At 63.2% G+C, this 12,088-nt stretch carries 12 protein-coding genes; 7 read left to right on the top strand and 5 right to left on the bottom strand.

Going from position 1 to position 12,088, the window contains the following annotated elements:
• Nucleotide 1: 1 nt before the first annotated feature.
• From JHD64_RS12745 to JHD64_RS12725, 5 genes are all read left to right on the top strand, one after another.
• Complete coding sequence (locus JHD64_RS12745) at nucleotides 2-1,573, top strand: ABC transporter ATP-binding protein (protein WP_199053459.1); 1,572 nt, start codon at nucleotides 2-4, stop codon at nucleotides 1,571-1,573.
• 157 nt (nucleotides 1,574-1,730) lie between these two features.
• The gene (trxA, locus tag JHD64_RS12740; RefSeq protein WP_045847065.1) at nucleotides 1,731-2,057 is read left to right on the top strand and encodes a thioredoxin TrxA; all 327 of its coding nucleotides are present in this window, start codon (nucleotides 1,731-1,733) and stop codon (nucleotides 2,055-2,057) included.
• A gap of 122 nt (nucleotides 2,058-2,179) precedes the next feature.
• Nucleotides 2,180-3,436: a transcription termination factor Rho gene (rho, locus tag JHD64_RS12735; RefSeq protein WP_103522856.1), complete on the top strand. Its 1,257-nt coding sequence runs from the start codon at nucleotides 2,180-2,182 to the stop codon at nucleotides 3,434-3,436.
• Nucleotides 3,437-3,526: 90 nt separating this feature from the next.
• Nucleotides 3,527-4,165, top strand: a complete 639-nt coding sequence (locus tag JHD64_RS12730) for a trimeric intracellular cation channel family protein (protein WP_059287586.1) — start codon at nucleotides 3,527-3,529, stop codon at nucleotides 4,163-4,165.
• 14 nt (nucleotides 4,166-4,179) lie between these two features.
• Entirely contained in the window at nucleotides 4,180-4,788 is a 609-nt protein-coding gene (locus JHD64_RS12725) for a CoA pyrophosphatase (RefSeq protein WP_199053458.1), read from the top strand.
• A gap of 3 nt (nucleotides 4,789-4,791) precedes the next feature.
• On the opposite strand, the gene JHD64_RS12720 is transcribed toward JHD64_RS12725, so the two are convergent.
• Entirely contained in the window at nucleotides 4,792-6,660 is a 1,869-nt protein-coding gene (locus JHD64_RS12720; RefSeq protein WP_199053457.1) for a diguanylate cyclase domain-containing protein, read from the bottom strand.
• Nucleotides 6,661-6,784: 124 nt separating this feature from the next.
• Nucleotides 6,785-7,624 carry a carboxylating nicotinate-nucleotide diphosphorylase gene (nadC, locus tag JHD64_RS12715; RefSeq protein WP_199053456.1) on the bottom strand — a complete coding sequence of 280 codons (840 nt, stop codon included), beginning with the start codon at nucleotides 7,622-7,624 and terminating at the stop codon, nucleotides 6,785-6,787.
• A gap of 107 nt (nucleotides 7,625-7,731) precedes the next feature.
• Here nadC and JHD64_RS12710 point away from each other — a divergent pair, with 107 nt between their 5' ends.
• Nucleotides 7,732-8,403: an energy-coupling factor ABC transporter permease gene (locus JHD64_RS12710; protein WP_110313217.1), complete on the top strand. Its 672-nt coding sequence runs from the start codon at nucleotides 7,732-7,734 to the stop codon at nucleotides 8,401-8,403.
• A 46-nt stretch (nucleotides 8,404-8,449) separates the two neighbouring features.
• Nucleotides 8,450-8,830 carry an MAPEG family protein gene (locus JHD64_RS12705; protein ID WP_059286572.1) on the top strand — a complete coding sequence of 127 codons (381 nt, stop codon included), beginning with the start codon at nucleotides 8,450-8,452 and terminating at the stop codon, nucleotides 8,828-8,830.
• Between the two features lie 13 nt (nucleotides 8,831-8,843).
• On the opposite strand, the gene JHD64_RS12700 is transcribed toward JHD64_RS12705, so the two are convergent.
• From JHD64_RS12700 to JHD64_RS12690, 3 genes are read right to left on the bottom strand one after another with little or no spacing between them, the layout of a single operon-like run.
• Nucleotides 8,844-9,473, bottom strand: a complete 630-nt coding sequence (locus JHD64_RS12700) for an HAD family hydrolase (RefSeq protein WP_110313216.1) — start codon at nucleotides 9,471-9,473, stop codon at nucleotides 8,844-8,846.
• Nucleotides 9,474-9,500: 27 nt separating this feature from the next.
• The gene (murB, locus tag JHD64_RS12695) at nucleotides 9,501-10,526 is read right to left on the bottom strand and encodes a UDP-N-acetylmuramate dehydrogenase (protein WP_199053455.1); all 1,026 of its coding nucleotides are present in this window, start codon (nucleotides 10,524-10,526) and stop codon (nucleotides 9,501-9,503) included.
• A gap of 2 nt (nucleotides 10,527-10,528) precedes the next feature.
• Nucleotides 10,529-11,926 (bottom strand): MATE family efflux transporter, encoded by a 1,398-nt coding sequence (locus JHD64_RS12690; RefSeq protein WP_199053454.1) that lies wholly within the window; start codon nucleotides 11,924-11,926, stop codon nucleotides 10,529-10,531.
• Nucleotides 11,927-12,088 lie beyond the last annotated feature (162 nt).

Below are 12,088 nucleotides of genomic sequence, written 5' to 3'. Positions count from 1 at the left end.
GATGGAAACCCTGTTGACCGTTGCCGCGCTCAATGCCCACTTTGGCCGCCAGCAAGTGTTGTCCTCGGTGGGCTTCAGCGTGGCCGCCGGCGAAAAGGTGGCGCTGGTGGGTGAATCCGGCTCCGGCAAAACCGTGACCGCCCAGGCCCTGCTGCAGCTCAATCCCGATGTCCGGCTCAGCGGCTCCATTCGCCTGGCCGGTGAGGAGCTGCTGGGAGCCGGTGAAAAGCGCCTGCGCCAGATACGTGGCCGCGATATCGCGATGATTTTCCAGGAGCCGATGCATGCGCTGAATCCCTTGTTCACCATTGGCCGGCAAATCGGCGAAACCCTCACCCTGCACCTGGGGCTGACCGCCCGTGAAGCGCGGGCCGAGGCCATCCGCCTGTTGCTGCGTACCGGCATCAGCGAGGCGGCTGACAAGATAGACAGCTACCCCTTCCAGCTGTCCGGCGGCCAGCGCCAGCGCGCGATGATTGCCATGGCGCTGGCCTGCCAGCCGCGTTTGCTCATTGCCGATGAGCCCACCACGGCACTGGATGTGACGGTGCAGGCGCAAATCCTGCAACTGCTGGACGAATTGCAGCAGGAACTGGGCATGGCGGTGCTGTTCATCACCCACGACCTCAACCTGGTGCGGCGCTTTGCCGACAAGGTGGTGGTGATGCGCGGCGGCCTGGTGGTGGAAAGTGGCAAGGTGGCACAGGTGTTCCGCCAGCCCGCCCACCCGTATACCGCCGAATTGCTGGCCAGCCGGCCGGATGTGCTGGACGAGGAAGCCGCCCCTGTCATGCCGCCGCGTCTGCTGGCGCGCAATCTGGCGGTCAGCTATGTCCAGAAAAGCGGCCTGCTGCGCCGGCGCGAGCAGACGGTGTTGCAGGATGTGTCACTCAGCGTGCCCGCCGGGCGGACGCTGGGCATTGTCGGGGAATCGGGCTCGGGCAAGACCACGCTGGGCCTGGCCCTGCTGCGGCTGTTGCCGTGCCGCGGCGAGATCAGCCTGGATGATGTCGATCTGCAGGGCTTGCGCGGCGGCGCACTGCGCCGGGCACGCAAGGATTTCCAGGTGGTATTCCAGGACCCGTTCGCCGCGCTGTCGCCACGCATGACGGTGGGGCAGATCGTGGCCGAAGGGCTGGAACGGCACCAGCCGCAGCTCAGCCACGCCGAAATCCGCCAGCAGGTGGTGGCCACCCTGGCCGAAGTGGGCCTGCATCATGAATGCATGGAGCGCTATCCGCATGAATTCTCCGGCGGTCAGCGCCAGCGCATTGCCATTGCCCGGGCATTGATTCTCAAGCCCAAGCTCCTGCTGCTGGACGAACCGACCAGTGCGCTGGATGCCACCTTGCAAAAACAGGTGCTGCAGCTGTTGCGCAGCCTGCAGCGCAAATACGGCCTCAGTTATCTGTTCATCAGCCATGATCTGGCGGTGATCCGCGCGGTGGCGCATCAGGTGCTGGTATTGCAGGGCGGACGGGTGGTGGAGCAGGGGGCGGCCGGCCAGTTGTTCGCGGCGCCACGGCAGGCCTATACCCGCCAATTGCTGGCAGCGGCCTTGGCGGACTCTTGAAAAGCGCCGTTGCCGCTCCCATTGTCTATGGATGGCCGTGGCTGACCGCACTGCGCAGGCCGGCAGGGCGGCAAAGCCGCGGTTGCCCCGCAGGCAGCCAATTGTTAACATCAGCGGTCAACGACACTGCAAACCACCCCGAATACTAGAGGAAGCCATGAGCGATCTTATCCTGCACGTAACCGACGACTCCTTTGAACAAGACGTCCTGAAGGCCGATGTGCCGGTACTGGTCGACTACTGGGCGGAATGGTGCGGTCCGTGCAAGATGATCGCCCCCATCCTGGACGAAGTGGCCAAGGAATACGCCGGTCGCCTGAAAGTGGCCAAGCTCAACATCGACCAGAACGAGCTGACCCCGCCGAAATTCGGCATTCGCGGCATCCCGACGCTGATGATTTTCAAGGACGGCCAGGTTGCCGCCACCAAGGTGGGCGCACTGGCCAAGAGCCAGCTCGCCGCCTTCATTGACAGCCACATCTAAAGCGTCTATTCTCATCTGAACATTCTTCAAGCAGGCGGCACATCAGCCGCCTGTTTCGTATCCGCATCTACACCCCACAAACAGCGTTCTGCTCAATCTTTACGAGTCGACCAACGGCCGCTATGCATTTATCTGATCTCAAACACCTTCATGTATCCCAGCTCGTGGAAATGGCTATTTCCAACGAGATCGAGGGCGCGAACCGCCTGCGCAAACAAGACCTCATTTTTGCGCTTCTGAAAAACCAGGCCAAAAAAGGCGAAAGCATCTTCGGCGAGGGCACCCTGGAAGTGCTGCCGGACGGTTTCGGTTTCCTGCGCAGCCCGGATACCTCGTATCTGGCTGGCCCGGATGACATCTATGTCAGCCCGTCGCAGATTCGCCGCTTCAATCTGCACACCGGGGACTCCATCGAAGGCGAGATCCGCACGCCCAAGGATGGCGAACGCTACTTCGCCCTGGTGAAGGTGGACAAGGTCAACGGCGAGCCGCCGGAAAACTCCAAGCACAAGATCCTGTTTGAAAACCTCACGCCGCTGTTCCCGACCGAGCAGTTCAAGCTCGAACGCGACATCCGCAGCGAGGAAAACATCACCAGCCGCATCATCGACCTGATTGCCCCCATCGGCAAAGGCCAGCGCGCCTTGCTGGTGGCACCGCCGAAGTCCGGCAAGACGGTCATGCTGCAGCACATCGCACACGCCATCACCACCAATCACCCGGAAGCGGTGATGATTGTGCTGCTGATTGACGAGCGTCCGGAAGAAGTGACCGAAATGCAGCGCTCGGTAAAGGGCGAGGTCGTCTCCTCCACCTTCGACGAGCCGGCCACCCGCCACGTGCAAGTGGCTGAAATGGTGATCGAAAAAGCCAAGCGCCTGGTCGAGCACAAGAAGGACGTGGTCATCCTGCTGGACTCGGTGACCCGTCTGGCCCGCGCCTACAACACCGTGGTGCCGGCCTCCGGCAAGGTGCTGACCGGTGGTGTGGATGCCAACGCCCTGCAGCGCCCCAAGCGTTTCTTTGGTGCTGCGCGTAATGTGGAAGAAGGCGGCAGCCTGACCATCATCGCCACCGCGCTGATCGATACCGGCAGCCGCATGGACGATGTGATCTACGAAGAATTCAAGGGTACCGGCAACTGCGAAATCCACCTGGATCGCCGCATGGCGGAAAAGCGCATCTTCCCGGCACTCAACATCAACCGTTCCGGTACCCGTCGCGAAGAACTGCTGGTGCCGCAAGACCAGCTGCAACGCATCTGGGTATTGCGCAAGCTGCTGTACCCGATGGATGACATCGAGGCGATGGAATTCCTGCAGGACAAGATCAAGGCCACCAAGTCCAATCTGGCCTTCTTCGATTCCATGCGCCGCTAAGGCGGCAAGAACGGCATTCCGCGGAATGCATAAGCAAAACCCGACGCCGGGCCTGACAAGGTCTGGCGTTTTTGTTGATGATGGTCTGTGATGGAAATCAGTAGCCGCTTTTTTCAGATGGAAGTGTTTTCCGCCCTGGGCACCGTTGCCTTTGCCTTTTCCGGTTATCTGATCGGCGTGCGCAAGCAACTGGACCTGCTGGGCATCGTGGTGGTGGCCCTGCTCACCGCCATCGGCGGCGGCATCATCCGCGACGTGCTGGTGGCCAGGGTGCCGCTGGTGTTTTTCGATTACACCAGTCTGGCCATCATCGCCGCCACCTTGCTGGTTTCGGCGCTGCTGCGCCTGCACCGGCGGCAAAGCCGCACGCTGGAGCGGCTGTTCATCATTGCCGATTCGCTGGGCCTGGTGGCCTTCAGCATCACCGGTGCCCAGGTCGGGCTGATGTATGACCTGAACGCTTTCGGCGTGGTGTTGCTGGGTTTCATCACCGCCGTCGGTGGCGGCGTGGTGCGCGACATGATGGTGAATGACATTCCCTTCATCCTGCACAAGGATTTTTACGGAACGGTGTCCATACTGGTAGCAGGTGGACTGTTTGTGCTGGACCAGCTGACCTGGGTCAGCACCTTGCTGTTGCAGCTGTTGTTTCTGGGTGGACTGGCGCTGCGCCTGTTTGCACACTGGAGCGAACTGGCGCTGCCCAAGATAGGCCCGCACACCAAATAAGAAGGATGACAGCCATGTGGCCGGCGGACAGAGAAAAAGCCCAGGACTGGATACGCCAGCGCCTGGCCGGTTTTGTCTTCGATGGACAGGCCGGTGACATTCCCTGGCGTGGCGTGCAGGAGGGCCAGCGACCGGCGGCCGTGCTGGTGCCGCTGGTCTGGCACGATAGCGGCCCCACGGTGCTGCTGACCCGGCGTACCGAGTCCTTGTCGACCCATGCCGGCCAGGTGAGTTTTCCGGGGGGCAAGGTGGATGCCGAGGACCGTTCGGTCATCGCCGCCGCCCTGCGCGAAGCGCGCGAGGAGATCGGTCTGGCGGAAGAGCAGGTGGTGGTGCTGGGCACTTTGCCGCAGTACGTGACCATCACCGGCTTTGTGGTGACGCCGGTGGTGGCCATGCTGCAGCCGCCCTTGCAGCTGCGTCCGGAACCGGGCGAGGTGGCCGAGGTGTTCGAACTGCCGCTGCAACTGGCGCTGGATGGCCGGCAGTATGAAAAGCACAGCTATGTGCGCGACGGGGTGGCCGGGCATTATCTGGCCATGCAGTGGCAGCAGTTCACCATCTGGGGGGCCACGGCCGCCATGCTGCGCCTGCTGTCACAGGCGCTGGAGACGACCGGCTGAAACTCAGTCGGGGTTGCCGTCGCTCAGCATCAGGTCGCGTCCGGCCATCTTGGCCTGATAAAGCAATTTGTCGGCGCGGCTGAGCATGCTGGACGGCGTGTCGCCGGGGCGCCAGGCGGTAATGCCTCCGCTGAAGGTCACTTTCTCGTCGGTAAACGGAAAGACCGTGCCGGCCAGCACCTGCTGTACCCGTGCCATGACTTTTTCCGCATCGCGCAGGCGGGTGCAGGGGAAGATCACCAGGAATTCTTCGCCACCGATGCGGGCGCAGACATCGGTGCTGCGGGTACAGTCCACCGCGGCATTGGCCACGGCCAGCAGCACATTGTCGCCAGCCTGGTGGCCAAAGCTGTCATTGAACTGCTTGAAGTGGTCGATATCGAACACGGCCACCGACATCGGCTGGCTGTAGCGTTCGCAGCGCTGCAATTCTTCCTTGAGGGTCTGGTCGGCATGGCGGCGATTGCTTAGCCGGGTCAGCGGGTCGGTAATGGCCATCTCGTTTAGCAGGCGGTTCTTTTCTTCCAGCTCGTTTTCCAGGGCCTTGCGTTCGGAAATGTCGTAGAGGGCAATCAGTGCCGCCGGAATCTGCTGCTGCGGCATCAGCTCGACCGAGACGATGGCCCACAGCTTGCTCTGGTCGGCGCGTTCCAGCTCGGCTTCGCGGTTGGCAACGATTTCGCCGCTGCGCAGCCAGTCGCAGACCGGGGCCAGCTGCAGTGGCAGGTCCAGCATCGCTGTCTGGCCATCCGCACGCTGCGGCGCGGCTGGCAGCTGCAGCATCTCGCGTGCCGGGGCATTGGCCCGCAGGATGCGCAGGGTGTCGGTCGCCACCAGCAGCAGCGCCACCGGCGCGGTGTCCAGGGTGAGCCGGGCCAGCTCCTCGCTTTCGCGGATGCGTGCGGCGCTGGTGGACAGCAAGCGGTTCTGGCGGATGCTGGCCAGATGGTTGCGCAGGGTCAGCATGGTCAGGCCGGCAGTAAACAGCCAGGCCAGAACGGCCAGCGTGGCCTTGTCGTTATAGGCGCGGGTGAAATCGCGTTCGGCAATGCCCACCACCACGCGGAAGGGAAAGCCTTCCATCAGGCGCGAGCTGTAAAGCCGCATTTCCTGGTCCAGGATGGAGCGGGCGCGAAACTGCAGGTAATTATCGTGGCGGTCCAGCACTTCGGTGCTTTGCAGCTCGTTCAGCGGCTGATCCATCCGGCCTGCCTGGGCAGGCCAGCTGGCTTGCAGCATCTGGCGCTGATCCAGCACCAGGATTTCGCCGAAACGGCCGACCGGCAGCTTGGCGACTTCAGCCTGAAAGAAATGCCGGTCCAGCACGCCCACCACCATGCCGATGGCCTCGTCATCCTGGTTCAGCAGCTTCTGTACCAGCACGATGCCATCCTGGCCCTGTTCGCGGCGGGTGGAGGTAAAGCTGCTGTCCTGGGCACCATTGCGGTGATACCAGCGGCAATAGTCGGTTTTCAGCTGGGAGGAGGGACTGTGCTTCTGGCTGGAATACAGCAGGTAGCAGGAGCTATCCAGAATGTCGATCTGCTTCAGATAGGGCATTTGCCGCAGCTTGCCGTGCATCTGCAGGTCGATGCGCTGCTCCTGTTCCTGCGACAGCATGTGCTTGTTCAGCAGCAGCTGCACCAGGGTGCTGTCGCTGGCGCTTTTCAGGATCAGGCTGGTTTCGCGCAAGCCGGACGATAGCCGCTCTTCCAGTAGCTCGGACAAGCCGGCTGCCTGGTTGCGTGCCTCGCTTTCACCCTGACGACGGGTTCCGGCCAGGTCGAGCACGACCACCAGCAAGGTGCTGGCCAGAAAGATCGCCGCCAGCCATTTGGCGCGCTTGCCCTTCGCCTGTTGTTGCTTGCGCAAGATATGCTTTTCCCCGTTTAGCTGTTCGCGGCCTGTATGGCCGTCTGACCGGCATGCTTTATCCGGTATACCCCGTCAATCTGCAAATGGACACTTTTCCGTTGCGCACGGTGCGGTGCCGGCCTCAGTGCTGAAAGCGCATGGACAGGTCGATGGCCTGGATATCCTTGGTGAGTTTGCCGATGGAAATGCGGTCGACCCCGGTTTCGGCGATGGCACGCACGCTGTGCATGTCCACGCCGCCGGAGGCTTCGAGCAAGGCGCGGCCGGCGCTCAGCGCCACCGCGGCACGCATGTCTTCCAGCGACATATTGTCCAGCAGGATAAGCCGGGCACCGCCATCCAGGGCCTGTTGCAGCTCGTCCAGGTTTTCCACTTCGATCTGCAGTGTCACCCCCGGTGGAATGAGGCGGAAAGCCTGTTCCAGCGCCTGACGGATGCCGCCGGCAGCCATGATGTGGTTTTCCTTGATCAGGATGCCGTCGTACAGGCCGATGCGCTGGTTGTCGCCACCGCCCACGGTCACCGCGTATTTCTGCGCCAGACGCAGGCCGGGCAAGGTTTTGCGGGTGTCCAGAATGCGGGCGCGGGTGCCGGCCACCACATCCACATAGCGCCGGGTCTGGGTGGCCACGGCCGACAGGGTTTGCAGGAAGTTGAGCGCCGAACGCTCTGCGGTCAGCAGGGCGCGGGCCGGGCCGCTGATTTCGCACAGCACGCTGCCAGCGGCAATCTTGCGGCCTTCGCGGACTTGCCAGAGGACGCTGCAGCGTTCGTCAACCTGGCGGAAACACTCTTCAAACCACGCCTTGCCGCACAGTACGGCCTCTTCGCGCAGCACGACGGTGGCACAGCCTTCCTCGGCCTGCCCGATCAGCTGCGCGGTCCGGTCGGCCTGACCAATATCCTCGGCCAGCGCAATGCTGACCTGCTGGGCGATAAGGTGGTGGGCTGGCTGCTTCATGTCGGAACCCTGATGGCAAAAGCGCTATTGTACCCAGCCATGCCGGTGCTGTGGGGCTAATCGTCGTGGTGGTATCATGCGCAACACCTTGTCGGGCTGGAGTATTCATGGATTTGCCTGCTGTGTTGTTTCCCCTGTGGCTGCTGTGGGCGGCGGCGGCGCTGGCCGGGCTGGTGCTGGGTTTTGCTGCCACCCGGGTGCGCTGGCGCCAGCTGGATGCTGCTGCCTGCAATGCCTGGATGGGCGCGGTGGTGCTGCTGCTGGGGCTGTGGCTGATGAAGGGCGGGCTCAAGCCCGGCTTGTCCTTCCATATGCTGGGCGCCACGGTGCTCACCTTGCTGATGGGGCCCTGGCTGGCCTTGCTGGCCATGGCGCTACTGTTGCTGGCACTGGTGGCCGGTGGCCATGGCGACTTGCTGGCGCTGGGGCTGAACTGGTTGCTGGCCGCGGCCCTGCCGGTGGCGCTCAGCAGCCTGCTGTTGCAGCTGGCACGGCGACATCTGCCGGCCCAGCTGTTTGTCTATGTCTTCCTCAATGCCTTTGTCGCCGGCGGACTCAGCCTGTTTCTGAGCGGTGCTGCCGGCATGCTGGCACTGGGGCTGAGCGGCGGCTACGCTGCGGATTACCTGCTGGAAGAAGCGCTGCCGTTTTATTTTTTGCTGTCCTGGTCCGAGGCTTTCATCAGCGGCCTGGTGATGGCCATTCTGATCGTCTACCGGCCGCAGTGGGTTGCCAGCTTCGATGATGCGGCCTATCTGGGGCGCGGCCCGGAAATCTGAGCCGGCTGCTGGCCGATGAATCACCCTTTATTCAGGAGAAACAGTCATGCCTTTTGCCCTGTGGAGTATCTTGCTGGTGTCCTTGTTGCCGCTGTTGTGGACCTTGCTGGCCAAGGCGGGCATCCCGTATGACAACCACCAGCCGCGTGTCGGACTGGCGGCGGCCACCGGCTGGCGGCAACGCGCCAACTGGGCACAGCAGAATGCCTGGGAGGCTTTCCCCAGCTATGCCGCGGCCATGTTGCTGGCCTGGATGATGAAGGTGCCGGCCGGCCGGCTGGACCTGCTGGCCGGGCTCTACCTGCTGCTGCGGCTGGGGCATGGCCTGTGTTATATCGCCGATCAGGCCACCTTGCGTTCGCTGTGCTGGCTGGGTGGCATGGCCATGGTGCTGCTGCTGTTTGTCAGTGCGGCCGGGGTGTTTTAAGCACAGATCGACATCAGGTGCTCAGCAGGCCCTGCGCCTGCAAAGCCTGTTGCACTGCCGGCAGGCCCACGGTGTGAAATGCCTGCCAGCCGGCTTGCCGGGCCGCCTGCACACATTCGATGTTGTCATCGAAAAACAGGATTTGTCCGGCGGCCACTTGCAGTGCATCTTGCACATGGCGATAAGCGGCGGCATCCGGCTTGCGCAGGCCGATCTGGTGGGAGGCAAAGCAGGCTTCGAAGTGCTGCAGCAAATCGAATTCGCGCTCGATCTTGCCCCAGTGCAGGGCATTGTTATTGCTCAGCACCGCCAGCCGATAGCGTTGCCCCAGCTGTTGCAGCAAGGCATGGACGCCGGCAAACGGCCCTTGCAGCCAGTCGTCCAGCGCCTGCAGCATGGCGGCGCTGCTGATGCCCAATTGCAGCTTGTCCGCCATCAGGGCGGCAAATTCGCCGGGCGTGGCCCGGCCGGTGTCCAGCAGGGCCACTTCCGGGGTGTGCAGCCAGAATTGCCTGGCCTGTTCACGGCTGAGGCGGCCCTGCGACAGGGCCATCAGCGGATCGATCCCGTTCCAGTCCACCAGGACGCCGCCCAGGTCGAAGACCAGTACCGGCGCGTGTTGCGGTGTCAGTGTCTGCTGCATGATGGTTCGCTTTGTCAGGGTCGGGGTTTACCAGACCAGTGGTTCGGCTTCCAGTTCCACGCCATAGCGCTGGCGTACCGCATCCTGCACATGGCGCGCCAGTGCCCACATCTGGCTGCCGCTGGCCTGGCCGTGGTTGACCAGCACCAGGGCCTGGCGCGCATGCACGCCGGCATCGCCCTGACGATAGCCTTTCAGACCGGCCTGTTCGATCAGCCAGCCTGCCGCCAGTTTCACCCGGCCCGGTCCGGCCGGGTAATGCGGCAGGGCCGGGAAGCGCTGCAACAGGGCATCGGCCTGGCCCTGCTCAACCACCGGGTTCTTGAAGAAGCTGCCGGCATTGCCCAGCACCGCCGGGTCGGGCAGTTTGCTGGCGCGGATGGCCATCACCACATCGCTGACGTCGAGCGGGGTGGGGTGGCTGATGCCGCGCTTTTCCAGCTCCTGGCGGATGTCGCCGTAGCCGGTTTTCAATTGCGGCTGGCGGGATAGCTGAAAGCGCACGGCAGTCACCAGCAGCCGCCCGGCAGCCTCGTGCTTGAAAATGCTGTCGCGATAGGCAAAGCGGCAGTCGGCATTGTCCAGCACCACACTGGCACCCTGGGCATGCAGATCGGCACAGACGACCTGTGTGATGCGGTCTTTCACTTCCACGCCATAAGCGCCGATGTTCTGTACCGGGCAGGCTCCCACGGTGCCGGGAATCAGGCTGAGGTTTTCCAGCCCGTACCAGCCCTGTTGCAGGCTGTAGCGTACGAAGTCGTGCCAGTTCTCGCCGGCAGCGGCCTCCACCAGCACGCTGTCCGCGCTTTCTTCCAGCAGGTGGATGCCGCGTAGCGCCATCCTGACCACCAGTCCGGGGTAATCGCGCGTCAGCAGCAGGTTGCTGCCACCACCCAGCCACAACACCGGGCCGGCCTGATAGGCGCTGCTGGCCAGCAGTGCCGGCAACTGCGCCGTGTCATCCAGCTGGCAGAAGTGGGCGGCCTGCACGGCCATGCCAAAGGTATTGTGCGGCTTGAGTGAGATATGCGACTGAATGGCGAGTGTCATCTTCAGCTTTCTTGTGGGGTTTGACGGTGCAGGCGGCGGTGGCTCTCACGCGCCAGATAGCTGACCAGCAGCAGGGCGGCAATGCTCAGGCTGAAGACCAGTGCCAGCCAGAAGCCGTAGATGCCCATCGGCGGCACCAGCCAGTCGGTCAGCCCCAGCGTGATGCCCAGGCCCAGCCCGATGCCCCAGAAGGCGGTGATGTGAATGATCATCGGCACCGTGGTCAGCTTGTAGCCGCGCAGTGCGCCGGAGGCGATGGTCTGGGCGGCATCGGTCAGCTGGAATACCGCAGCGAACAGCAGCAGGGTCGAGCCCATGGCGATCACCCGCGGGTCTGGCGAGTAAACCGCCATGATGTCCTGGCGCAGCCACAGCACCAGCAGCATGGTGCACAAGGCGGTGACCAGCCCCACCAGCAAGCCCACGCCGGCCACGAAACGGGCGCCGCGATAATCGCCGGCACCGGCACGCTGGCCCACGCGCACGGTGAGGGCGGTGGAGATGCTTTGCGGCAGCATGTAGATGATGCTGGAGAAATTCAGCACCGACTGGTGGCTGGCCACCACCGTCATGCCCAGCTTGGCAATCAGCAGGGCGATAAAGGAAAACAGGCTCACTTCCACAAAAAAGGACAGGCCGATGGGCAGGCCCAGCTTGAGAAAGGCGCCGTAGCGCTTCCAGTCCGGCCAGCTCATCTGGCGGGTCAGGCCATAGGGGCGGAAATGGCGGTGCCAGCAGATATAGGCAAACAGGGTGAGGCAGTTGAACCAGAACACGATGCCGGTGGCCCAGCCACAGCCGGCGCCTCCCAGCCGTGGCAGGCCGAACAGGCCGTGGATCAGCGCGTAATTCAGCGGAATGTTCAGCGCCAGCGCAATCAGGCTGACCACCATGATGACGCGTGGCCGGTTCAGGCTGGAGGCATAGGCGTGCAGGGCGCGGTGCATCATGGCCGCCGGCATGCCGACGGCGGTGCCGGTGATGAACAGCATGACCTTGTCTTCGACATCGGTGGGCAATTGCAGCCACAGCCGCAAGGGGTGTTCGGCCAGCAGCATGGCTGCGGCGCCCAGCAGGCCGACGAACAGGCCGAACCAGATGCCCTGGCGGCCGGTTTCACCCAGCTGCTCGGTCTGGCCTGCGCCCAGCTGGTGGGACAGTACCGGATTGAGCGCGGTCACCATGCCCATCAGCGTGACATAGACGGTAATGAAAATGCTGGCGCCCAGCGAGACGGCGGCCAGATCGTCGGTGCTGACCCGGCCGGCCATCACGGTATCGACAAAGCCGGTGGCCACCTGGGCGATCTGGGCAATCATCATCGGCAAGGCGAGGCGGCTGATCTGGCGGGCTTCGCTGCTGATGGCACCGGGTGGGGCGCTTTTCAGTTGCTGCAACATGGTGGTGCGTCAATTCGGCGGGGTGGGCAAGCACTCCATTATAAGGAGCGGCTGCCCGGCCTGTCTTGTGCAATGGCGACACCGCTGTTGCACTGGCTATGGCTCAGCCATGACCAGTGGCTGACCGGAATGTGTCCGGTTTTGCTTCAGAAACGCACGGGT

This window comes from Aquitalea sp. ASV15, from assembly GCF_016429115.1.
GTDB classification, from domain to species: Bacteria; Pseudomonadota; Gammaproteobacteria; order Burkholderiales; family Chromobacteriaceae; genus Aquitalea; species Aquitalea magnusonii.
This window is presented reverse-complemented; position numbering and strand designations above follow the sequence as displayed.